Here is a 23,121-nt window from a genome sequence, read left to right on the forward strand (position 1 = left end):
CACGCTTACTCGCTGTCGGTGACTTGATGCCAGCGGGCAATATCCGCCGACAGTGAAGCCGCAACCTCGTCCCAGTTGGGTTCCCAGCTTTTCACGCCGTTAAGCGCCGCTTTCGCCGCTTTAAAGTTAGCGTCTTCCGGCGTCACGTCGCTGCGCGCCGGCAGCCCCCAGGAGAGCGCGCTAACGCTGGCCTGAGCGGGCTTATCGAGCAGGAAGTTAATCAGCTTTTTACCGTTTTCACCGTTCGGGCCGTTTTGCACCAGACCGATGGTATAGGGCAGCGCCAGCGCGCTGCGTTCGCCTTTAGCATCTGCGGGCCAGAAGATTTGCACATGCGGATTACGCGCCATCTGCGACAGGTTCATTTGCAGATCGCCGTTAGCGACGTACAGCTCACCTTTATTGACCAGCGCGGTCAGCTTACCGGTAGAAGCCGATGGTCCGACATTGTTGGTCTGGAGTTTACCCAGATAATCGAACCCCGCATCTTTGCTGCCCAGGCTGTGGAACGCCTGCAGCATGACCGCCGTACCGTCGCCCGCCTGTCCCGGCGTCGAGTACTGCAGCTTGTTCCTGAAACGGCTATCGAGCAGATCCTGCCAGCTGGCCGGCGCGGTTTTCAGCAGCCTGCTGTTATAGATAAAGGTCAGATAGTTGTTCACCAGCGGCGAGTAGCGGTCGTGGACGCCGGGGATCTGGTCGCTGCCCTGCGGCTTAAATTCGGCCAGTAATTGTTCTTTGGCGGCGCGCTGGATAAACGGCGGCACCGTCACCAGCACGTCCGCCTGCGGATTGGTGCGCTCTTTTGCCAGCCGTTCGACAATCGCTCCGGAGCCGCCTTCAACGTACTGCACTTTGATGCCCGTTGCCTTCGTAAAAGCGGCAAACTGGTTCTGATACCAGCTGTTGTCGCCGTCGTGCAGGCCGTCGGCGGAATAAACGGTGACAACCTCAGCGGACCACACCGGGGCGCTGGCGAGTACGGTAACGGTTAACAGAGCAAGTCGGGAGAGTTTCATCGTATCAGCCTCTTCGGATGGTGATCTTTATGGTCTATACCAGATTGACGTTCACGCTACCGGGGCTTTATGACAAAACGATGAATGAAGTGTGGCGAAAGGGTTAAACCGAGGGAGATATACCGCTCCCGGAGGCGGCGCTTGACGCGCCTGTCCGGGCTACCCGTCCGCAGACGGCGGTGAATCCGTAGCCCGGTCAGCGCAGCGCCACCGGGACGCCGGCTCTGAGGCGTTCAATACCGAGACCTATCCCGGAGGCGGCGCTTGACGCGCCTGTCCGGGCCACCCGTCCGCAGACGGCGGTGAACCCGTAGCCCGGGTAAGGCGCCAGCCGCAACCCGGGGAAAATGCTCGGACAGGACTCATAAAATCAATGGGTATCGACTTCGATGCGCAGGCTGTCGTGACGCCAGTACTCGATATCGTAATCGAGAATTCGCCCATGTTGATCGTAGTTGAGCCGGCGCAGCAGCAGCGCCGGACGCCCTTCCATCACCCCCAGGGCGTCGGCGGCCTGGGGCGGCATCGAGGTGGGCCAGAACGACAGATGCATACTGGTATATATCAGGTCATAGCGGGTCTGATAAATCTCGGTCAGGCTGCCGTTTAAATCATGGCGCAGCAGCTCGGGAACCCTGGCGGGCAGACAGTGGTTTTCACAGTAGCAAATCGCCCGCCCGTCGGCATAACGCAGACGGGTGAGCAGGTAAACCTGATCGAATGGCTGCAGCGCCAGCGGCGCCATAACGTCCAGCGGAACGGCGGTTAAACGCCCGTCCAGCAGCACCGTTTTCGGCTCCCGCCCCTGTTCCAGGCACAGCTTATGGAAGTTGGTATTTTGCGTCGGATCCAGCCAAAGCCGCTCCGGCGTGACAAACCAGCCGCGGCGGTCGGCGCGATAAATCACGCCGCTGGCCTCAAGCTGCGCCAGGCTCTCGCGCACCGTAATACGCGTGGTATTGAACAGCGCGCACAGCTCGCGCTCGGAAGGCAGTTTATCGCCGCTCTTCAACGCGCCGTTTTGAATACGCGCCTGTAGCTGCGCCTTGATCAGCAGATACTGTGGCGTCTCGCCAGAGGGTGATTTCATGTTCGCTCGCTGCCAAATTTGATGCGCTCATTATACATAACCAGATGAATTTTTTGTTGCAGCGCCACTTTCCCTTTGACCTTTTCCGCAGACGATCGCCATTATAAAAAGTATCTGGTATAGACCAAATGGTGAAATAGATGACTCCACGCAATTATCTGCTGCTGACCCCCGGCCCGCTGACCACTTCCCGTACGGTAAAAGAGGCGATGCTGTTCGACAGCTGTACCTGGGACGATGACTACAATCTCGGCGTGGTTCAGGCCATCCGCCAACGGCTGGTGGAACTGGCGACGCCCGCCGACGGCTACACTTCAGTACTGCTGCAAGGCAGCGGTAGCTACGCGGTTGAGGCAGTGCTCGGCAGCGCGATCGGCGTGCAGGACAAGATTTTGATTATCAGCAATGGCGCCTACGGCGCGCGCATGATCGAGATGGCGAAACTGTTGAACATTGCGCACCACCCTTACGACTGCGGTGAAGTCGCGCGACCGGACGCTGCAGCGATCGAACGGATCCTGCAAACCGACCCGGCGATCACCCATATCGCTATGGTCCATTGCGAAACGACAACCGGTATGCTCAACCCGATCGAAGCGGTGGCGGCGCTGGCAAAACGGTACGACAAACGCTACATCGTCGATGCCATGAGCAGCTTCGGCGGCATTCCCATGGACGTCGCCGCGCTGAACATTGACTATCTGATCAGCTCCGCCAACAAATGCATACAGGGGGTGCCGGGCTTCGCCTTCGTCATTGCCCGGGAAGCGGAACTGGCAAACTGTCAGGGCCGCTCGCGCTCGCTGTCGCTGGATCTCTACGCCCAGTGGCGCTGCATGGAGGATAACCACGGCAAGTGGCGCTTTACTTCACCAACTCATACCGTGCTGGCCTTTGCCCAGGCGTTAAAAGAACTGGCGGAGGAAGGCGGCGTGAGCGCACGTCACCAGCGATACTGCGCTAACCAGCAGCGTCTGGTGGCCGGAATGCGCGCATTAGGCTTTCAGCCGCTGCTCGACGATAGCCTGCACTCGCCGATCATCACCGCGTTTTCCTCCCCGGATGCGCCGCAGTATCGCTTTAAGGATTTCTATCAGCGGCTTAAAGAGCAGGGTTTCGTGATCTACCCGGGCAAGGTGTCGCAAAGCGACTGCTTCCGTATCGGCAACATTGGCGAAGTGTACGACGCCGACATCACCGCCCTGCTGGCGGCCATTAAAAACGCCATGTACTGGCAACGCTAAGGAACCATCATGAACCGTATTAACGCCGTTATTCTTGATTGGGCAGGCACCACCGTCGACTTTGGCTCCTTCGCGCCGACGCAGATTTTCGTTGAGGCCTTCCGTCAGGCTTTTGCCGTGGAGATTACACTCGAAGAAGCCAGGGTGCCGATGGGTCTCGGCAAATGGCAGCATATTGCAGCGCTGGGGAAACTCCCCTCCGTGGACGCCCGCTGGCAGGCGAAGTTTGGCCGCGCGATGAACGCTGCCGATATCGATGCGATCTATGCCGCGTTTATGCCGCTGCAGATTGCTAAAGTCGTCGATTTTGCTGCGCCAATCGCCGGGGTTGTCGACACCATTGCCGCGCTGCGCGCCGAAGGTATAAAAATTGGCTCCTGTTCCGGCTATCCGCGTCCGGTGATGGAAAAGCTGGCGCCGGCCGCCGCCGCGCAGGGCTATGCGCCTGACCACTGGGTAGCGACGGACGACCTCGCCGTCGGGGGACGGCCGGGACCATGGATGGCGTTGCAGAACGTCATTGTCCTCGGCATCGACTCGGTAGCCCACTGCGTCAAGGTTGATGATTCCGCTCCCGGCATTACCGAAGGATTAAACGCCGGGATGTGGAGCGTGGGTCTGGCGGTTTCCGGTAACGAATTCGGCGCCAGCTGGGAGGAATATCAGCAGATGAGCGCCGAAGAGATCGCCGCCCGCCGCGAGCACGCCGCCGGGAAGCTGTCCGCCGCCGGGGCGCATTACGTCGTGGATACGCTGGCGGATTTACCGGGCGTCATTGCCGACATCAACCGTCGCCTGGCGCAGGGCGAACGCCCGTAGATTTATTGACGGTTCGCCTGACTGCGGCCGATTACACCCGTACTTTCGTCGCCACCAGTACACCGGTGAGCAGCATTAATGTACCGGAGAGGACCAGCGGCGAGAGCAGACCAAGGTGGTCCAGCGCCACGCCGCCCACCGCTGCGCCGCAGGTATTGGCCAGCTGGATCACCGCCACCTGAATCGAACCGGCTTTTTCCGCCTGATCGGACAGGGAGCGGGTGATCCACGTTGACCAGCCAACCGGCACCAGCGCGAAGGCAAAACCCCAGATAACGGCCACCGCCGACGCCACGATTTTACTCTCCCCCCACAGCACCAGCACCGCCGCGCTGATGGCCAGCACCACCGGGGCAACCGCCAGCGCCGCTTTCACCGATCGTTTGAGCAGCATCGAAGAGAGCGAGGTGCCGACGAAGCTGGCGATACCGAAGCTCAACAGCACCAGCGTCAGGCCGTCAACGTCAAAGCCCGCCAGCGTCATATACACCGGGCGAATATAGGTAAAGAAGGCGAACTGGCCGGCGAAGGCCATAAAGATGGCGCACATCCCGGCCATTACGCCGGGGCGCTTTAACAGGCCAAACATATTTTGCTGCGCCGAGGTCGACTCGCCAGGCAAAGAGGGCAGCGCCTTCAACACCCAAATCGTACAGACCACGCCCATCACCGCGGCGGCGTTAAAGACGTTACGCCAGCCGATAATCCCGCCGAGGAAGCTGCCGAGCGGCGCGGCGATCACCAGCGCTATCGATACCGCGCCGAAAATGACCGACAGCGCTTTGGGCACCACGCGCATCGGCACCAGCCGCATGGTGAGCGACGCCGACATCGCCCAAAAACCGCCAAGCGCCAGCCCCAGGCAGGCGCGCCCCACCAGAAGCAAGGAGAAACTGTTGGCAAAGGAGACCAGCAGACAAGAGACGGTCAGCAGGACGGAAAACAGAATCACCACGTAGCGACGATCGGTACTGCGGATGATCGAGGTGATAAACAGGCTGGCAAACATCGCCACAAACGCGGTGGTGGTGACCGACTGCCCGGCAACGCCTTCTGAGATGCCCAAATCCTGCGCCATCGGCGTAAGCAGGCTTACCGGCAGGAACTCAACGGTAATCAGGCAGGCAACGCAGAAGGCCACCGCAAAAACCGCCGACCAGTTGGGTCGCGCCGCCTGATTAGCCTGCGGCGCAGAGGCATTCGAAGGAGTCATAAGTTACCTGCATGGTTGAATACGGAGGAGCCGCGCAGTGTAACATTTAAAATGTGACGAATTTAACGTTTTGACAACTTTTCAGGCTTTGCAAAGTACCTGCGTAGCTGCTCGCATAACCGGAAAATCACGTTTTTAGGTATTCCGTAACAGTAAGAGGAAGAAATAACATAGCACTTGGTGCTATATTTATGGTTACAGGATGTCAGCCAATGCGTATTTTTAAAACAAAATGGTTTACCAGGGAAGCCCGGGCTCATGCGATTGATGACGACGAACTTTGCAAAGCGATTGAAGCCACTCTCCAGGGAAAAGTAGATAACCTTGGTGGCGGCGTTTACAAAAAACGCCTCAATAAAAATCGCGATCGCGCAATCATCCTGGCAAAGGGTGCTGAGCATTGGTTTTACACATTTTTATACGCCAAACAGGATATCGCCAATATCGATAACCGAGAACTCGCGGCGTTCCGTGAGTTAGCCAGGCATTATTCCCTTCTCAGCGAGGAGAAAATGGCGGCATTGGTTAAGAGAAAAGAATTGGTGGAGATTTGTCATGACTGCAAAAACTAAATTCAAAAGCCCCGCCTTTGAAGCTATCCATAGCGCTGCCGCAGGTTTATACAGTGTTGATGCGATCGCGCAGGAGACGATGCGCAGCTTTGATGAAACATGCATCAGCCGCGTAAGCGATTTCCAACCTGGTGAAATTAAGGCTCTACGTGACCAACTCAACGTCAGTCAGCCGGTTTTTGCCCGCTATCTGAACACCAGCGTGTCCACGGTCCAAAAATGGGAAAGCGGGGCAAAACGCCCCGGTGGGCTGGCATTGAAATTACTCAATATCGTGCAAAAACATGGGTTAGAAGTGCTGGCATGATGCCACTTTGAGGTGATGACTTTTGCATAGTTGGTCTCGTCAGGAGGAGTTTTAACGAAGCCAACAGTGCACAGGGAAGCGCTATCAGTGTAGCCAGTGGACGCCATCTTCGGGTAAAAACAGCGTGTTATAGCGCTCCTGTAAAGCGTGCAGCTCGCTCACTTCCGGCTCCAGCTCGCGAAGGAAACCTTGCGCGAGGCGAATTTGCGCTTCGGTAATTGGCGCCGCGAGGCGGGCCTTTTTCATCAACCGATACCAGTAATGCAGGTTCTGCTCGCTGCCGTCGACGATAGCAGTCTGCCAAATCAGCAGCACCTGAGCGGCATTTTGCAAATGCGCTTCATTCGGCCGTTCCAGGTAGCGCAGATACTCGTTACCGGCCGTTTTTCCCAGCTGATCGATCATCGATTCCAGCGGTACCGGCGTAATGCCTAACCGTTCGCTCAGACGGCGAATCGCACGGCGTGAATCAGAGGTAAGTACCCGAAATCCCACAACAAATACCACTATCAGCGTGGCCAATCCTAACCAGATCATGCATCCTCTCATTCAATCGCAGCACCACTATCATAATGGGAAATTGCCCGCTGTCGACTGTCGGTGGTACCAGAATGTGACTTATCGCGACCTCGTCTCGCTATCATCAAACCGCCCGGCAAGAGGTATAAAAAAGCCCGGCGCAAAGGCCGGGCAAAGTGACTCACACCCAATGACTCAGGCAGTCTGCAAAGTTTGTGTCTTTTTCTGACGGCGGATTTTACGTTCTTCAAACACCGCAACGATGGCCATCAGGCAGATGCAGCCAATTGCCGCCGCATCCAGCGCCGCAAAGGTCCCCGCCCAGCCGGTGAGGCCAAAAATCGGCGTTCCGTCGGCGATCATCCCGAGGCCGAGCTTGGCGAAGCTATCGCCGATCAGATAGGCAAAGGTGCCCTTGATCCCGTCGGCTGCGCCAATCGCTTTTTTCGGCACAAAGCCTACTGCGGCAACGCCGATCAGCAGCTGCGGGCCAAAAACCAGGAAACCCAGCGCAAACAGCGATGCGAGATAAACGTACTGGTTACTGGCGTGCTGATAAACCCCAAGGGTGGCGATAATCAGCGCCAGCGCAATGCAGGCTACCAGCGCCCGACGACCGTTTGCCAGATCCGACAGCCAGCCCCATAGCAGCGTGCCGACCAGCGCGCCTACTTCAAAAAGGGTAAAGCCCTGAATCGCCACTTCTTTGGAGAGCTTCAGCTCCTGGAAAGCGTAAACGGTGGACCACTGGTCAATGCCGATGCGCACCACGTACAGAAAGATGTTGGAGAAACACAGCAGCCAGATAACTTTGTTCTTCAGCACGTACTCGACAAAGATCTGCCATTTGGTCATGGCGTTCTCTTCCGTCTCTTTATCCTCTTCGCTGATCTCTTCGCCAAACAGCTCTTCGGCGTTACCGAGACCGTAAGATTCCGGGGAGTCGCTGCCGAAGCGCAGGCCGATAAAACCGACGATTAGCGCAATAATCGACGGGAAGATAAACATCCCGATGACGTGGCCGTCGAACAGATAGTTCGCGCCAAACAGCGCCACGCCCGCGGCGCCGGCGCCACCGAGGTTGTGAGAGATATTCCAGAAGCCGAGGAAGGTGCCGCGTTTACGGCGGGGCGTCCACTTGGTAATGGTCGAATAGCTGCACGACCCGCCGGTGCTCTGGAAAAAGCCGCTCAGGGCGTAGAAGGCGATCATCAGGAACAGGCTGGTCGACCCCGCGCCCATGCTGGCGCTGAAGCCGAGCATACAAATGGCCGAGAGGATCAGCATAAACGGCAGGAACTGCTTGGTGTTCTTACCGTCTGCGTAGTAAGAAACCAGCGTTTTACCCACGCCGTAGGTGATAGAGAACCCGAGGCCGATCATCCCCAGCTGCGTCATGCTCAACCCGTAGGTGGAGATCATGTCGTTCTGCGCGATATTAAAGTTTTTGCGGATCAGGTACATGGTCAGATAGCCGATGAAAACCACCAGATACGACTGCATGAACGGTTTGAACCACATTTTGCGCCGCGCTTCGAGCGGCAGGTCCAGGGTAGGCTTGCGCACCTGGTTTAAGAAGGCCAGCATGATTGGGTGACTCCTGAGCTGATTTACTACCTGCGAATAGCAGGCATTGTAAAAATCAGCCGGAAGACCCGCCTGAGACAGCGTCCAGGCGAAACCGGGAAAATTTCTTAGTTTTACGCCATTCGGCGGAGAAAGGTGAGGCAGATCACGCTTCTCGCGGCGCCTGGGCATTTAGAAACGGCAGCAGCAGCAGAGCAGAGATGCCGGCAGCAATGGCGATGACCACGAAAAAACCGCTCCAGTGCCAGATCTCCATGACCTGCGCCAGCGGCCAGCCGGAGAGCGACGCGCCAAGATAGGCAAACAGCCCGACAAAGCCGGTTGCCGCCCCCGCCGCCTCTTTGTGCGAGCACTCCGCCGCCGCCATGCCAATCAGCATCTGCGGGCCAAAAACGAAAAAGCCGGCGGTAAAGAAACAGGCCGCCTGCATCACGTAGCTGGCGAACGGCATCAGCCACAGGCCGCCGACCGACAGCAAAATCCCGGCGGCGAAAATCAGGTTCATCGGCCCGCGATTGCCGTTAAACAGCTTATCCGAGCCCCAGCCCGCCACCAGCGCGCCGATAAAACCGCCTACCTCGAACATGGTGACCGCAGAATTCGCCGTGACCAGATCAACGCCGAGCGTTTCCGACATATAGAGATTGCCCCAGTCGTTAATCGCTGCTCGCACCACATACACCAGCACGTAGCACAGCGAGAGCAGCCAGATATAGGGATTCAACAGCACGTATTTGGTGAGGATCTCTTTGCGGGTCAGCCCTACCCCTTCCTGCTGCTGGGCAATCTCCAGTTCATCGTGACGCCAGTCGCCTACTGCGGGCAGCCCTACCGCCTGCGGCCGGTCGCGCAGCCGCCAGCAGAGAAACAGCCCGGCGAGGATCGCCAGCATGCCGGCAATCATCATTCCCGTTCGCCAGCCGTAGTGCAGCGCCGCCGCGCCAACCACCATCGGGATCAGCGCCCCGCCGACGTTATGCGCCGTGTTCCACAACGCCCACCAGCCGCCGCGTTCGGTACGCGAATACCAGGCCGTCAGCAGACGCGCGCACACCGGCGACCCCCAGCCCTGGAAGAAGGCGTTCAGGGCCCACAGCAGCGCGAAGGCCCACAGCGAAGTGGAAAAGCCAAACAGGATATTCACTACGCCGGTGGCGACCAGACCAATCCCCATAAAATAGCGAGCATCAGAGCGGTCGCTGACAATACCGGAGAAAAACTTCGATAGCCCGTAGGTGATGTAGAACAGCGTTGCCAGCAGACCGATATCGCTACGCGTCAGTACGTTGCTGGCGAGGATTTCCGGCACGGCGGCATTAAAGCTTTTACGCGTAAAATAAAACAGCGCATAGCCCAGCCAGATGGTCAGCAGAATATGTCGACGCCAGTAGCGGTAGCGCTCGTCCAGCGCCTGTTTATCGGTAATCGGCGGAGCATCGGGCGGAGATTTCAAAAAGGCAAACATCGTCGTTCCTCAGGCGTAGCGCAGCGGCAGGCTGACGCAAACGCGGGTGCCGTGGGTGCAGGAGATGGTTAAGGTGCCGCCCAGCGCGCTGACGCGTTCGCGCATGCCGGTGAGGCCAAAGCCCTGCTGACCGGAGCCCGGCGGCAGGCCGCAGCCGTCGTCCTCCAGCACCAGCATCAGCCGCTGCTCCTGCTGCCAGCCCTGCAGCGTGACGGCGCTGGCGCTGGCGTGTTTGACAATATTATTCAGCCCCTCCTGACAAACGCGGAACAGGGTGACTCGCTGGTTTTCACTCAGCAGCGACTCATCAATACGCCACTCCAGATGGCTGACCATACCGCGATCCTCCAGCTCCATTTCGCGCATCAGCGAGCGAACCGCCTGCTCAAGCGTCAGATCGTCCAGCTGGCGCGGGCGCAGGCGGCCCAGCAGGCGGCGCACCGAATCATAGACGCCGAGCGAAAGCTGTTCAATCAGCTGCCCGCTCTGCCTGACGCTGGCGCTGTTCGGCGCCAGACGCTGGACGATCCCCGCCTGGGTGCGGATGGCGGTAATGGTCTGGCCGATATCATCGTGCAGCTCGCGGGCGACCTCGCGACGTACGCTCTCTTCGGTTTCCAGCAGGCGTTCCGCCAGCCGCTGGTTACGCACCAGCTCGTTTTGCAGCGACTGGTTCAGCTCGCGCAGCCGCTGAATGCCGGCGCCCAGCAACAGGCCCGTCAGGCTTTGCGCCAGCAGCGAAAGCAATAAATCCACCGGGTGTTCGTGCCAGGTCTGGCTGGCGATCAGCGCGATAGCGTTCATCAGGGTCGCGATCAGCGCGCCCTGCCAGCCGTAATGCCAGGCCAGAGCGATAATCGGCAGCGCCAGGCAGAAGGGCGTAAATCGTGAGAGCTCGGCGGGTAGCCCCAGCTGAAGCCAGAGGCTGACGCTGAACAGCAGCAGGTACCAGACAAGATGCCGCCCGCGCCAGTTCACCGGCTGCGAGACCAGCGATGGCCCCAGCGGCCGCCAGACGGTGCTGGTGAGATAGTGCCAAATCACCAGGCAAGTGGGAGCCAGCGTCAGGCCGCCGGTCAGGGTCAGCAGCAGCGCGTTCAGCCCCTCTTTACCCTCCAGCAGCCACGGCAGCGACTGAAGCAGCGCAGCGGCGATCAACGCGCCCCCCTGGCGCAGCAGGGTGAGCCAGTCGCGCTGCTGACGATAGCGCGAGATCAGCGCCACCGGCAGCAGGGTCAACAGACTTCCGGTCATCAATATTATCGGGTGCGCCAGCGCAACTTCCTGCGCCAGCCAGAGGATCAGCAGCCACTCCGCGCCCAGCAGAACCGGCCAGTAGCCGCGCGGGCACTGCAGCATCAGGCCAAGACGCAGCCCGAAGGGAAACAGCAGCACCGCAAGATCGGCACGCTCTACCAGGTGCAGGCTGATGCTCCACAGGCAAAACCACGCGGCGGAAAAGATAAAGCAACAGCCGATAACCGAGAGCAGCCGGGAGAGAAAGGCGTTCATTGCCAGCTATCGAACATGCGGCGCGCCAGCTCAACGTCGTTGCTGACGCCCAGCTTTTCCAGCAGATTGGCACGATGAACGTGCACGGTTTTTGGCGACAGGCCCAGCTCGGCGGCAATCTCCTTTACCGCCATCCCCTGCGCCAGCTTTTCCGCCACTTCGCGTTCGCGTTTGGTCAGCGGGTCCCGTCGTCCGGCCGCCAGCTTCATGGCGATATCCGGCGTCAGATAGCAGCCGCCGGCCGCCACGGTGCGGACGGCAGCGATCAGCTCATCCGGGCTGCAGCGCTTGGAGAGAAAACCGCGCGCGCCGGCGTTCAGCGCCTGCTCCACCAGCGCCGGACTGTCGTGCACCGACAGCATTACGATCGCCATTCCTTTCGGTAGCTGGCTTAACAGCTCAAGCCCGGAGATATCCGGCATCGAGATATCGCAGATGCAGACCTGCACGCCGCGGCCGGGCAGCCCCGCCAGCGCTTCGCGCCCGGAACCGAATTCTGCGACGACCTGAAAATCGGCTTCCAGCCCCAGCAGTTGGGCAAAGCCGGAGCGGACGATAAGATGATCGTCAATAAGGGCGATTGTGGTCATGGCGATTCCTGGGAGGATAAAAAACGCGCTTACCTTAACGGTATAAACGTCATCCTTCAAGCTGCCTCTGTCCCCCAGTCGCTTACCTGAGTAAGCGCCCGGGGATGCTCATACTTGCCGCCCTGATGCGGCTTGAGTGATTTTGTCTATCGCGCGCCGCGGTTCAAGCCGCGAGCGATTATTCGAAGAACACCGCAATTTTGCTGAACATGGAGGGATCGGACTGATTGCGTACCACTTTCTCAACGTCTTCCAGCTTTTCAATCTGACTAATCATCTGCCCGAGGCGCTGATCGTCGTTGACCAGTAGCCAGATGCGGCTCTGGTTGCTGTCCTGAATTGGCAGACAAAGAATGCCTTCCACGTTAAATGCGCGGCGGGCAAACAGGCCGCAAACGTGGGTCATCACGCCGGGATGGTTGCGCACGGTGAGCTGTAGAATAACGTTTTCATGAGTCGCTTGTTGCATGGCTTATTCCCCCACCATTTCAGTATTGGCCGCACCCGGCGGTACCATCGGATACACTTTTTCTTCAGCATCGATACGCACGTGGATCAGCGCCGGACCCGGGCGGTCGATAATCGCCTGCAGCGCCGCCTGCGGGTCGGCTTCGTTATTTAAATCACAGGTTTGCAGACCAAAACCGGCGGCAATCTGCATAAAGTTGACCATGCCAGGATAGGTTGCGGCGAATACGCCCTGCTTATAGAACAGGCTCTGCTGCTGATAAACCAGCCCCAGCGCTTCGTTATTCATCAGGATAATTTTCACGTCCAGCTGATTTTCCGCCGCGGTAGCCATTTCCTGAATGTTCATCATCAGGCTGCCGTCTCCGGAGAAGCAGATGACCTTGCGCTGCGGGTTAGCCAGCGCCGCGCCTACCGCGGCAGGCAGACCAAAGCCCATGGTGCCGAGGCCGCCGGAGGTCAGCCACTGGCGCGGACGGTTCAGCGGATACGCCTGCGCGACCCACATCTGGTGCTGGCCGACGTCGGTGGTCACGATTGCCTCATCGTCAACGCAGGCGGCAACGGCGTTAATCAGGCCATAGTGGGTAAGCGGGTCTTGCTCCTGCGGAATGGTGCAGGGGAACTCCCGCTGCAGATCGGCCACCAGCTGCAGCCATTCGCTGCGCGGCTGCGCCTCGACCTGCGGGATCAGCTGCGCCAGCACTTCGCCAACATCGCCCTGAATCGCCACGTGCGGCTGTTTGATTTTACCCAGCTCAGAGCGGTCGATATCAACGTGAATAATTTTCGCATTCGGGCAGAACTGCTCGGTTTTACCAATCGCCCGGTCATCAAAACGCGCCCCTAAAACAACCAATAAATCAGCCTCTTGCAAAATAAAATTGGTGCTGCGCGCGCCGTGCATCCCCAGCATGCCCAGCGACAGCGGATGCGCTTTCGGCAGCATCCCCAGCGCCATCAGGGTCTGGGTGGTCGGCAGGTTGGCTTTTTCCGCCAGTTGGCGAATGTGCTCAGGCGCGTTGATCACCCCACCGCCCAGATAGAGCACCGGACGCTGCGCGGCGTTAATCATCGCCGCCGCTTCACGCACGCTGGCGCTATCGAACATCGGAGCCGCCGTACGGGCGCCGGGTTCCGGCAGGGCATCGAGCTCAATGGTCGCGGCCTGAACATCCTTAGGAATATCTATCCACACCGGCCCTGGTCGCCCGGACTGCGCGATGCGAAACGCGTCGCTCATCACCTGCGGCAGTTCAGCGATGTTGCGTACCAGATAGTTATGTTTCGTGATGGGGATAGAGATACCGTAGGTGTCAACTTCCTGGAAGGCATCGGTGCCGATCATTGAGGCCGGAACCTGGCCGGTAATGCACACCAGCGGAATCGAATCCAGACGGGCATCGGCGATAGCGGTGATCAGGTTAGTGGCTCCCGGGCCGCTACAGGCCATACACACCGCCGGTTTGCCCTCGGTGCGCGCCATGCCCTGGGCGATAAATCCCGCGCCCTGCTCGTGACGCGCCAGAATATGGCGGATCTGAGTGCTTTGACTTAACGCATCGTAAATCGGAAGGATGGAGCCGCCCGGAATGCCGCTGACCGTAGTGATCCCCTGACGCTCCAGTAAATGAACGACTAACTGTGCGCCAGTGAAGCGCATTTTTTGTGATGTTGTGCCCGAACTTGCCATGCTCCAGTCCTTTTATTCTGGGCCGACTTACCGGGGGGCATGAAACGAAAAACCCCGCTCGGTTTGCGCCGGCGGGGTTTGGAATTCGTGTTGTTCCGGACCCTACGGCGCGTTGCCGACGACGACCACCACAGACACGACGACCACCGCGGCAGGCGCGGTTAGTAGTAGGGTCGAAGTCAGCGTGGTAGCGTTCATTAGGGACCTGTTGTCTCAAAAAAGGGAATGAATTTATACAAACACAGCTTTTGTCATTTCACAATGGATTTATTTTCAACCAGGAAAAACTGCGCGGAAGATCACATTAATTTGCGGCGGGATAAAAACAAAAAACCCCGCCGCGGCGAGGTTTTCTGCTCGGTGTTTTACGGTTGGTGGCCGCAAGCACACTGTATTACGTCAACGAAAAAAGTATACGCGATCGGGGAAGAAGGCGCAATTTTCACGACGGTTTTTGCTGATTTAGAGTATGGATCGCGTATGCAAATTTGTCCAAAAAATACTGTTCATACATACAGTATTCATTCTATACTGAGGGGGTACGCAGGGTGAATCTGGGGCCGCACTTTTACCGGCGCAAAAAAAGTCCTGGCTGAAACGGGTGGTGCCGTCAGCGCCTTAACCCCAGAAGAGCACACTGTGTTACGTCAACAAATACCCCGAACATTTAGCCCGCAACCCACTGGTCGCGCCTGAATGATGACGGGTATACCCTGGCTGGCAACAGGCGGCGGAAAGGTACGCCAGCCGGTTGTGCTCCTGAACCAGAGGAGACGCGTATGGGCGGAGTGGATATCGTTGTTCTGATCCTGAAACTCATGGTTGCCGTGTTGCAACTACTTGATGCAGTCCTGAAACAGTTCCGCTGATTCAGGTTCAAGTCGCACCTGAGAGGGGCGGGAAACCGCCCCTCTACAGGCTAACCTGACGGAGAAAATTATGGCCCCCTTGTTGATTGCCGCCATCACCCCGGACGAACCCGGTTTTTCGGCACTACGCGCCGAAAGCCTGACGCAAAACCTGAATATGCTGGGCCGCCTGGCGGAGAACTGGCAGAGCGGGATAAACCGCTTTAACGCGCCGGGAGAAAAGCTGCTGGGCGCTTTTGCATTTGGGCAGCTGGTTGGGGTTTGCGGGCTCAATGTCGACCCTTTTAGCCAGCAGCCGCGAGCCGGCCGCATCCGCCATTTATATATCGGCGAGCGCCACCGTCGGCAGGGGATCGGGCATCAGCTGCTGGTCTCGGTTATTACCCACTCCGGCGCCAGCTTTGATTTTCTCAACACCCATGCGCCGTCAACGGCCTGGTCGTTTTATGAAAATCTGGGATTTCGCCCGGTCTATGATGAACCGCGGGTCACCCATCGCCTGTTTTGTTCGCTCTAGCTGTCTCTGGTTGCCAAAGCGCGCCCATGTTACAGTCCAGTGACGATTTATCCCCCAGCGCCAGGCTGCAATGACCATTACCGTATTCTGTATATTGCTGTTCGCCGCCCTGCTTCACGCAAGCTGGAACGCTATCGTTAAAGCCAGCGGCGATAAAATGTACGCGGCGATTGGCGTTAGCGGCTCTGCCTCGCTCCTCGCCCTGGTTTTGCTCCCTTTTGCCCCCCAGCCGACGCTGGCCAGCGTGCCGTTTCTTGCTGTCTCCTGCGCGCTACAGGTGGTGTATACGGTGCTGGTGGCGAAAACCTATCAGGTCTCGGATATGAGCCAGACCTATCCGCTGATGCGCGGAACCGCGCCGCTGCTGGTGGCGATAATCAGCGTTATCTTCCTTGGCGACCACCTCTCTCCGCTGGCGTGGCTGGGCATCGGCGTCATCTGCCTGGCGATACTGGCGATGGCGTTTAACGGCCGATCCCGTTCAAGCACCGGTATCCTATTAGCGCTGATCAACGCCTGCTTTATTGCCGGTTATACGCTGGTAGACGGAACCGGGGTGCGGCTTTCAGAAACCGCACTGGGCTATACGCTATGGACCTTTTTTATGAATGGCTTCTGTCTGCTGGGCTGGGCGATGATTGCCCGACGCCCGCAGGCCAGCCGCTATCTGCGCCAGCACTGGAAGAAAGGCCTGGTCGGCGGCGTTGGCACTATGGGTTCTTATGGCCTGGCGCTGTGGGCAATGACCCAGGCGCCGCTGGCGGTGGTCGCCGCCCTGCGCGAAACCTCAATTCTTTTTGGCGCGGTTATCGCGTTTATCCTGTTGAAAGAAAAGATGGTTCCATTACGCATCGTGGCTGCCTGCGGCATTGCCGCCGGGGCGATTCTGCTGCGGCTGTCGTAAACCACACATGGCAACATTAGTTGCCGATTGTTGTTTACAAAACCTGCCTGAACATCCCCGATAATCCCCCCTTACAGGGTTGTTCTGTCATTTTAATATGGTAGATTCCTCCATCGTTTTGCGGATGTGCCAGTCACATATTCTTTACCTTCAACTTTCTACAAAGTATTCATCGACATGAAACGGCATAAGAACTTCAATTTGTTGTTGATGCTGGTACTGCTGGTGGCCGTCGGCCAGATGGCGCAGACCATTTATATCCCGGCGATTGCCGATATGGCGGTATCGCTAAACGTGCGTGAAGGCGCAGTACAGAGCGTGATGGCCGCTTATCTGCTGACCTACGGCGTCTCGCAGCTTTTCTACGGCCCGCTCTCCGATCGCGTTGGCCGGCGTCCGGTGATCCTCGTTGGGATGTCTATTTTTATGCTGGCGACGCTGATTGCCATTACCACCCATAGTCTGCCGGTGTTGATCGCCGCCAGCGCACTGCAGGGAATGGGTACCGGCGTCGGCGGCGTGATGGCGCGTACCCTGCCGCGTGACCTGTATGAAGGCGCGCAGCTCAGGCACGCCAATAGCCTGCTGAATATGGGAATTCTGGTAAGCCCACTGCTGGCCCCGTTGATTGGCGGTATTCTTGATACCTTGTGGAACTGGCGGGCCTGCTTCGTATTCTTGCTGATTCTTTGCGCTGGCGTCACCTTCAGCATGGCGCGCTGGATGCCGGAAACCCGGCCCACCGGCGCACCGCGCACCCGTCTCATCACCAACTATAAAACGCTGTTCGGTACCGGCGCGTTCAACTGCTATCTGCTGATGCTGATCGGCGGCCTCGCGGGCATTGCCGTATTCGAAGCCTGTTCCGGGGTGCTGATGGGGGCAGTGCTGGGACTGAGCAGTATGTCGGTCAGCATTCTGTTTATTCTGCCGATTCCGGCGGCGTTCTTTGGTGCCTGGTTTGCCGGGCGGCCAAACAAACGCTTCCCGACGCTGATGTGGCAGTCGGTGATTTGCTGCCTGCTGGCGGGCGTGCTGATGTGGATACCGGGCCTGCTGGGCGTGATGACCGTCTGGACCCTGCTGGTTCCTGCTGCGCTGTTCTTCTTTGGCGCAGGAATGCTGTTTCCGCTGGCGACCAGCGGCGCGATGGAACCTTTCCCGTTCCTTGCAGGCACCGCCGGGGCGTTAGTGGGCGGATTACAAAACATCGGTTCCGGCGTGCTCGCGTGGCTGTCGGCGATGATGCCGCAAACCGGCCAGGGCAGCCTCGGCCTGCTGATGATGCTGATGGGATTGCTGATTCTGCTGTGCTGGCTGCCGCTGGCATCGCGGTTTCATCAACATCAGCAGCCGGTTTAAGGCTTCTTTGCGGGTTCCCCGGGTCGCGGCGCGGCGCGTCTTACCCGGGCGACAAAATGACGGACGCCGGTAAACCCGTAGCCCGGTCATACACACAGCGCCACCGGGATGAAACTAAGCCGGTCATCATAATTGTGCCTGGCTCTGCAGCCAGTGGATAAAAGCATCGATTTTCGGCCACTGACGGCCCGGCAGGGTCGTCACGTAGTAGTGCTGATGGCATTTCAGGGTCATCTCGCCGAACGGCGCGATCAGTTCTCCGCTCTCCAGGCGCTTTTGCACCAGCCGCTTACGCCCCATCGCCACGCCGACGTGATTCATCGCGGCAATCACCGCTAAATCCGAACGATCGAAGCCAATACCCGACGATTGCGGCAACTCGATGCCGAATGTCTGCGCCCAACTGAACCACTCATCGGTGCCGGAATCGTTACTCCAGGCCTGACGATCGTGCAACAGCGTACAGTGGCGAAGATTGCCGGGATTCTGCGGTAGCTGATGCTGGCGCGCGTAGTTCGCCGTGCAGACCGGCACGATGGCCTCATCCATCAGAAAATGGTGGCTCAACTGCGATGAAGGCGCATCATCGAAGTAGATCGCCAGATCGATGCCCGCACGCTGCATATTAACGTTATCGTTGCCGGTCAGCACGGTGAGCGATATCGACGGATAGCGGCGGGTAAAATCGCCGAGCGCAGGCACCAGCCAGCACTGGGCGATGGACGGGCGCGAATACACCGTTAAGGTTCCCGACAGCTCCTGATTTTTAATATCCAGAATCTCCTGGTTTAAGCTATCCAGCGAGGACTTCAGCGCCCAGTACACCCGCTTACCTTCATGCGTCAGCTCTACCTTGCGATGCGAGCGCACAAACAGCTGGATCCCCAGCTCTTCTTCCAGCTGGTTGATACGGTGGCTCACCGCGCTCGGCGTCAGCGACAGCTCCTCCGCCGCCAGCGCAAACGACTCATGCCGGGCGGCGACTTCAAAGGTATACAGCTTCGATAGCTGCCAGCCGTTAAGCAGGCGAGTGCCTAACTCTTTTAGTGTTTCCATCTCTTACTCCTTCACTATTCCCCGCCGAGTGTAAGAAATTTTTCGCGCCAGCTGCGCGTTAAAGATGAATAAAAGTGATTCATAGCACACATAACAGACAATTTTAGAGCAAAATCACCTTTTTGATTCAATCTGGTTCATCTGAAGGGCCGTTTATATCGTTTGTCAGCAGGCGCCGTTTTTCTGTTCAATAGCGATAGATTATTCACAGGCGAGGTGGGGTATGGAATCTCAGATCTGGGTTGTGAGCACGCTGCTGATCAGCATCGTGTTGATTGTGTTAACTATCGTCAAACTGAAGTTTCACCCGTTTCTGGCGCTGCTGCTGGCCAGCTTTTTCGTCGGCGCCATGATGGGCATGAGCCCGCTGGATATGGTTAACGCCATCGAGAGCGGGATTGGCGGCACGCTGGGCTTCCTGGCGGCGGTAATTGGGCTGGGGACGATTCTCGGCAAAATGATGGAGGTCTCCGGCGCGGCTGAGCGTATCGGCCTGACGCTTCAGCGCTGCCGCTGGCTGTCCGCTGACGTCATTATGGTGCTGGTGGGCCTGATTTGCGGGATCACGCTGTTCGTTGAAGTAGGCGTGGTGCTGCTGATCCCGCTGGCGTTTTCCATTGCCAAAAAGACCAACACGTCGCTGCTCAAGCTGGCCATCCCGCTGTGTACGGCGCTGATGGCGGTGCACTGCGTGGTGCCGCCGCATCCGGCAGCGCTGTTCGTCGCCAACAAGCTGGGCGCGGATATCGGCACGGTGATCGTTTACGGTCTGCTGGTGGGCCTGCTGGCATCGCTGGTCGGCGGCCCGCTGTTCCTGCGGCTGCTCGGCAACCGCCTGCCGTTTAAAGCGGTTCCGGCTGAATTTGCCAATCTCGAAGTGCGCAAAGAAGAGACCCTGCCTTCGCTTGGCGCCACCCTGTTTACCGTCCTGCTGCCGATCGGCCTGATGCTGGTAAAAACCATCGCCGAACTGAATATGACCAAAGGCGGCACGCTATATATGCTGCTGGAGTTTATCGGTAACCCCATCACCGCCATGTTTATCGCGGTCTTTGTGGCCTATTACGTGCTGGGCATCCGTCAGAATATGGGCATGAGCACCCTGCTGACGCATACGGAAAACTGCTTCGGCTCTATCGCCAATATCCTGCTGATTATCGGCGCAGGCGGGGCCTTCAACGCCATCCTCAAGACCAGCGGTCTGGCCGATACGCTGGCGGTAATTCTGTCGAACCTCGATATGCACCCGATTCTGCTGGCCTGGCTGGTGGCGCTGATTCTGCATGCCGCAGTCGGTTCCGCCACCGTGGCAATGATGGGCGCAACCGCCATCGTCGCACCGATGCTGCCGCTCTATCCCGGCGTGAGCCCGGAAATCATCGCTATCGCCATCGGCTCCGGCGCGATTGGCTGCACTATCGTGACGGACTCCCTGTTCTGGCTGGTTAAGCAGTACTGCGGGGCAAGCCTTAACGAAACGTTCAAATACTATACCACAGCGACCTTTATCGCTTCGCTGCTTGCACTGGCCGGTACATTCCTGCTTTCTTTCATCATCTGAGCGCAAAGAGACGTAATATGAAAAACGCTGACATGACCAATTTACTCGCGCAGTTTCCTCTGCTGGAGGAACTGATAGCCCTGAAAGAAACCACCTGGTTTAACCCGTCAACGACGTCGCTGGCGGAAGGGTTACCCTACGTTGGCCTGACGACAGAAGACGTTCAGGACGCCCACGCCCGGCTCGATCGTTTTGCGCCATACCTGGCGGAAGCCTTTCCGGAAACCGCAGCCACTGGCGGTATTATCGAATCAGAACTGGTAGCCATCCCGGCAATGAAGGCCCGGCTGGAAAAAACCTTTCATCAACCGATTGGCGGCGATCTGCTGCTGAAAAAAGACAGTCACCTGCCGATTTCCGGCTCGATTAAGGCCCGCGGCGGCATTTATGAAGTGCTGACGCATGCGGAAAAACTGGCGATCGACGCGGGATTATTAAACACAACCGATGATTATCGTAAGCTGCTAACCCCCGAGTTCAGGGCCTTCTTCAGCCAGTACAGCATCGCCGTTGGCTCCACCGGCAACCTGGGAATGTCGATTGGCATTATGAGCGCACGCATCGGCTTCAAGGTGACGGTACATATGTCCGCCGACGCCAGAGCGTGGAAAAAGGCCAAACTGCGCAGCCACGGCGTAACGGTGGTGGAGTACGAAGAGGATTACGGCGTGGCGGTTGAGCAGGGACGGCAAGCCGCCGAGTCCGACCCGAACTGCTTCTTTATCGATGACGAGAACTCGCGCACCCTGTTCCTCGGCTACTCCGTGGCCGGCGAGCGGCTAAAAGCGCAGTTTGCGCGCGAAGGGCGCGTAGTGGACGCCAGTCATCCTCTGTTTGTTTACCTGCCGTGCGGCGTTGGCGGCGGCCCCGGCGGCGTGGCGTTTGGCCTGAAGCTGGCGTTTGGCGATAGCGTACACTGCTTCTTCGCCGAACCGACCCACTCCCCGTGCATGTTGCTGGGTGTCTATACCGGTCTGCATGACCAGATTTCGGTTCAGGATCTGGGGATTGATAATCTGACCGCCGCAGACGGCCTGGCGGTAGGCCGCGCCTCCGGTTTCGTGGGTCGGGCAATGGAGCGCCTGCTGGATGGGTTCTACTCTCTCGATGACCAGACCATGTACGATATGCTGGGTTGGCTAGCCGAAGAAGAAGGTATTCGCCTGGAGCCATCCGCTCTGGCCGGCATGGCCGGGCCGCAGCGGGTCTGCGCCAGCCAGGCGTATCAGCAGATGCACGGTTTCACCGCTGAGCAGATGCGCAATGCGACCCATCTGGTGTGGGCAACCGGCGGCGGCATGGTGCCGGAAGAGGAGATGGCGCAGTATCTGGCAAAAGGACGGTAAACCTGCAGCAAGGGGAATACGATGGCGACGAAGCCTCTTTCGTCGCCATTTTTTTAGCGCAGCAGATGCATAAGCTCAACCGGCGAACGGTGCTGATTGAGTAGATCGCGCAGAACGCGCATATAGGGAGCGCTCCAGCTATAAAACTGCCGGTATCCCTCACAAAGGGCATTGGAGCCATCCTCCAGACGCAGCTGCGGGCAGCCCCCACCGCATAATCTTAGCCAGGCGCAGCCAGCGCAGGCCGGCCCCGGCGGATTATTAGCATACTGCACTGACTCGCCGCGCCATGCGCGCAGCGTGGCCTCAAAAAGCGGCACGACGATACGATTAGCATCTTCTTTGACCCAAATCGCGAAAACCGCGCAAAGAAAATCCCCCCACAGACGGGCGTCGGCGGGCTGCAGATGGGGAATAAACTTGATAGCCACTGCCCCCTGGGCGCTCAACTGATGGTAGACGAGCTCGGGGCGTTCACACTCCTGACGATGAATGATCACTTCCTGCACGGGAATATCGCTCGCCAGAGACTGGCAGTTGCCGCAGTGCCGATCGTCACCGTAGTCAGCCTGACATCCTGTCATGTCACATCCTTAATAAACAAAATCACCTGTCGTATATGGGTTACAGCAAACAACAATGACAGGGAAAGTACTGCGAATGCGATCAAAAATTTGTCACGAACCGCCTGCGGCTGAGCAAAATCGCTTTGCTCGACGTTCATCAGATTACGGCTGCGGGTATAGCGCCAGAGGATAATGGCAACGAACGGCAATATGCCCAGCGAGATCCAGAATGGAAGCCCCGCCTGATGCCAGTGGTGCTTAATCGCCAGCGCCAGCAGCGCGCCATAGCCCAGCAGGGTTCGAAACCAGGCCAGCGACGTGCGCTCCGGCTGCAGCCCCGGATCGCTCTCACGACGCGCCCGACGATTATCCGGCATAGAGCACCAGCGCCATCACCACCACGATAACGATGGTCAACAGAATGCTGATCAGCAGCAACGTGCGGGTATAGGGCAAATCCTGCTTAAGGCGCATCGCTTTTTCGTTGCTCAGCCAGCGTAAATAGCCGTATATCGCCAGACCGCCGGCAAACAGGCACAGCAGCAGAGCGAGGATTTCGCGAATCAGCGGCGTGGCGAAATCCGGCGCCAGCTGGTCGAGGCCAACGCCACCGGCCAGAAAGCCGAGAGAAGTGCGGATCCACGCCAGAAAGGTACGTTCATTGGCCAGCGAGAAGCGGTAATCCGGTGCTTCGCCAAGGCGGGATATTTTCATCATAACTCCTTGATGGGTTCCCGATTGCGTAAAATACCGGCGATTCTACCTGAGAGCCAAAGCCGAAGGCATTAATAATCGCCCCATTTCAGAGAAAGTTCAGGCCTGACAGCTGCTTAAAGTCGGGC

Annotated in this window: 25 protein-coding genes; 10 read left to right on the forward strand and 15 right to left on the reverse strand. The window is 58.2% G+C overall.

From position 1 onward, the window contains the following. Positions 1-5: 5 nt before the first annotated feature. Together phnS and phnR are read right to left on the reverse strand one after the other, a co-directional pair. The gene (gene phnS, locus IAE27_RS12545; RefSeq protein WP_070556483.1) at positions 6-1,019 is read right to left on the reverse strand and encodes a 2-aminoethylphosphonate ABC transporter substrate-binding protein; all 1,014 of its coding nucleotides are present in this window, start codon (positions 1,017-1,019) and stop codon (positions 6-8) included. Between the two features lie 370 nt (positions 1,020-1,389). Further along, on the reverse strand, positions 1,390-2,109 hold the full coding sequence (gene phnR, locus IAE27_RS12550) for a phosphonate utilization transcriptional regulator PhnR (RefSeq protein WP_070556485.1): 720 nt from the start codon (positions 2,107-2,109) through the stop codon (positions 1,390-1,392). A 140-nt stretch (positions 2,110-2,249) separates the two neighbouring features. Here phnR and phnW point away from each other — a divergent pair, with 140 nt between their 5' ends. Both phnW and phnX read left to right on the forward strand, forming a co-directional pair. Continuing rightward, positions 2,250-3,353: a 2-aminoethylphosphonate--pyruvate transaminase gene (gene phnW / locus IAE27_RS12555; protein WP_070556487.1), complete on the forward strand. Its 1,104-nt coding sequence runs from the start codon at positions 2,250-2,252 to the stop codon at positions 3,351-3,353. 9 nt (positions 3,354-3,362) lie between these two features. Next, complete coding sequence (gene phnX / locus IAE27_RS12560) at positions 3,363-4,172, forward strand: phosphonoacetaldehyde hydrolase (protein ID WP_070556489.1); 810 nt, start codon at positions 3,363-3,365, stop codon at positions 4,170-4,172. A 31-nt stretch (positions 4,173-4,203) separates the two neighbouring features. Here the strand turns inward: phnX and nepI are convergent, their stop codons facing one another. Next, a complete protein-coding gene (gene nepI / locus IAE27_RS12565) occupies positions 4,204-5,385 on the reverse strand; it encodes a purine ribonucleoside efflux pump NepI (RefSeq protein ID WP_004107090.1) in 1,182 nt (393 codons plus the stop codon). A gap of 212 nt (positions 5,386-5,597) precedes the next feature. Between nepI and IAE27_RS12570 the strand changes: the two genes are divergently transcribed. Both IAE27_RS12570 and IAE27_RS12575 read left to right on the forward strand, forming a co-directional pair. Further along, positions 5,598-5,957, forward strand: a complete 360-nt coding sequence (locus IAE27_RS12570) for a type II toxin-antitoxin system RelE/ParE family toxin (RefSeq protein ID WP_004107091.1) — start codon at positions 5,598-5,600, stop codon at positions 5,955-5,957. After that, positions 5,941-6,264, forward strand: a complete 324-nt coding sequence (locus tag IAE27_RS12575) for a helix-turn-helix domain-containing protein (RefSeq protein ID WP_004116613.1) — start codon at positions 5,941-5,943, stop codon at positions 6,262-6,264. The genes IAE27_RS12570 and IAE27_RS12575 overlap by 17 nt, the downstream gene beginning before the upstream one ends. Positions 6,265-6,348: 84 nt before the next feature. Here IAE27_RS12575 and IAE27_RS12580 read toward each other — a convergent pair whose 3' ends face one another. From IAE27_RS12580 to ivbL, 8 genes are all read right to left on the reverse strand, one after another. Continuing rightward, complete coding sequence (locus tag IAE27_RS12580; protein ID WP_004116616.1) at positions 6,349-6,801, reverse strand: DUF1198 domain-containing protein; 453 nt, start codon at positions 6,799-6,801, stop codon at positions 6,349-6,351. Between the two features lie 177 nt (positions 6,802-6,978). After that, positions 6,979-8,370 carry a hexose-6-phosphate:phosphate antiporter gene (uhpT, locus tag IAE27_RS12585; protein ID WP_004107098.1) on the reverse strand — a complete coding sequence of 464 codons (1,392 nt, stop codon included), beginning with the start codon at positions 8,368-8,370 and terminating at the stop codon, positions 6,979-6,981. Positions 8,371-8,515: 145 nt separating this feature from the next. Continuing rightward, on the reverse strand, positions 8,516-9,835 hold the full coding sequence (locus tag IAE27_RS12590) for an MFS transporter (RefSeq protein WP_004107101.1): 1,320 nt from the start codon (positions 9,833-9,835) through the stop codon (positions 8,516-8,518). Positions 9,836-9,844: 9 nt separating this feature from the next. After that, positions 9,845-11,326 (reverse strand): signal transduction histidine-protein kinase/phosphatase UhpB, encoded by a 1,482-nt coding sequence (gene uhpB / locus IAE27_RS12595; protein WP_160887321.1) that lies wholly within the window; start codon positions 11,324-11,326, stop codon positions 9,845-9,847. Positions 11,327-11,343: 17 nt separating this feature from the next. Further along, positions 11,344-11,937, reverse strand: coding sequence for a transcriptional regulator UhpA (gene uhpA / locus IAE27_RS12600; protein WP_004107112.1), 594 nt, complete (start codon positions 11,935-11,937; stop codon positions 11,344-11,346). A gap of 178 nt (positions 11,938-12,115) precedes the next feature. Continuing rightward, the gene (gene ilvN, locus IAE27_RS12605; RefSeq protein WP_004107116.1) at positions 12,116-12,406 is read right to left on the reverse strand and encodes an acetolactate synthase small subunit; all 291 of its coding nucleotides are present in this window, start codon (positions 12,404-12,406) and stop codon (positions 12,116-12,118) included. Positions 12,407-12,409: 3 nt separating this feature from the next. Beyond that, positions 12,410-14,098: an acetolactate synthase large subunit gene (gene ilvB / locus IAE27_RS12610; RefSeq protein ID WP_024274843.1), complete on the reverse strand. Its 1,689-nt coding sequence runs from the start codon at positions 14,096-14,098 to the stop codon at positions 12,410-12,412. A gap of 102 nt (positions 14,099-14,200) precedes the next feature. Further along, a complete protein-coding gene (gene ivbL, locus IAE27_RS12615) occupies positions 14,201-14,296 on the reverse strand; it encodes an ilvB operon leader peptide IvbL (protein ID WP_004107123.1) in 96 nt (31 codons plus the stop codon). 581 nt (positions 14,297-14,877) lie between these two features. Here ivbL and tisB point away from each other — a divergent pair. From tisB to emrD, 4 genes are all read left to right on the forward strand, one after another. Next, positions 14,878-14,967, forward strand: coding sequence for a type I toxin-antitoxin system toxin TisB (gene tisB, locus IAE27_RS12620; protein WP_004107126.1), 90 nt, complete (start codon positions 14,878-14,880; stop codon positions 14,965-14,967). Between the two features lie 70 nt (positions 14,968-15,037). Further along, the gene (locus IAE27_RS12625; protein ID WP_016807673.1) at positions 15,038-15,484 is read left to right on the forward strand and encodes a GNAT family N-acetyltransferase; all 447 of its coding nucleotides are present in this window, start codon (positions 15,038-15,040) and stop codon (positions 15,482-15,484) included. A gap of 70 nt (positions 15,485-15,554) precedes the next feature. Next, the gene (locus IAE27_RS12630; RefSeq protein ID WP_049591448.1) at positions 15,555-16,388 is read left to right on the forward strand and encodes a DMT family transporter; all 834 of its coding nucleotides are present in this window, start codon (positions 15,555-15,557) and stop codon (positions 16,386-16,388) included. Between the two features lie 177 nt (positions 16,389-16,565). Beyond that, entirely contained in the window at positions 16,566-17,750 is a 1,185-nt protein-coding gene (gene emrD, locus IAE27_RS12635) for a multidrug efflux MFS transporter EmrD (RefSeq protein WP_004107131.1), read from the forward strand. A gap of 126 nt (positions 17,751-17,876) precedes the next feature. Here the strand turns inward: emrD and dsdC are convergent, their stop codons facing one another. Beyond that, positions 17,877-18,806: a DNA-binding transcriptional regulator DsdC gene (gene dsdC / locus IAE27_RS12640; protein ID WP_004107132.1), complete on the reverse strand. Its 930-nt coding sequence runs from the start codon at positions 18,804-18,806 to the stop codon at positions 17,877-17,879. 223 nt (positions 18,807-19,029) lie between these two features. Between dsdC and dsdX the strand changes: the two genes are divergently transcribed. Both dsdX and dsdA read left to right on the forward strand, forming a co-directional pair. Beyond that, positions 19,030-20,367, forward strand: coding sequence for a D-serine transporter DsdX (gene dsdX / locus IAE27_RS12645; protein WP_004116631.1), 1,338 nt, complete (start codon positions 19,030-19,032; stop codon positions 20,365-20,367). A gap of 17 nt (positions 20,368-20,384) precedes the next feature. After that, entirely contained in the window at positions 20,385-21,713 is a 1,329-nt protein-coding gene (gene dsdA, locus IAE27_RS12650; protein ID WP_004107134.1) for a D-serine ammonia-lyase, read from the forward strand. Positions 21,714-21,766: 53 nt separating this feature from the next. Here the strand turns inward: dsdA and IAE27_RS12655 are convergent, their stop codons facing one another. From IAE27_RS12655 to IAE27_RS12665, 3 genes are read right to left on the reverse strand one after another with little or no spacing between them, the layout of a single operon-like run. Then, positions 21,767-22,297, reverse strand: a complete 531-nt coding sequence (locus IAE27_RS12655; RefSeq protein WP_023321807.1) for a hypothetical protein — start codon at positions 22,295-22,297, stop codon at positions 21,767-21,769. Continuing rightward, positions 22,294-22,656, reverse strand: coding sequence for a DUF202 domain-containing protein (locus tag IAE27_RS12660; protein ID WP_004107142.1), 363 nt, complete (start codon positions 22,654-22,656; stop codon positions 22,294-22,296). The genes IAE27_RS12655 and IAE27_RS12660 overlap by 4 nt, the downstream gene beginning before the upstream one ends. Further along, positions 22,646-22,993: a YidH family protein gene (locus IAE27_RS12665; protein WP_004107145.1), complete on the reverse strand. Its 348-nt coding sequence runs from the start codon at positions 22,991-22,993 to the stop codon at positions 22,646-22,648. The genes IAE27_RS12660 and IAE27_RS12665 overlap by 11 nt, the downstream gene beginning before the upstream one ends. Positions 22,994-23,121: the final 128 nt, after the last annotated feature.

The sequence above is a fragment of the Klebsiella sp. S69 genome, from assembly GCF_016516145.1.
GTDB classification, from domain to species: domain Bacteria; phylum Pseudomonadota; class Gammaproteobacteria; order Enterobacterales; family Enterobacteriaceae; genus Klebsiella; species Klebsiella oxytoca.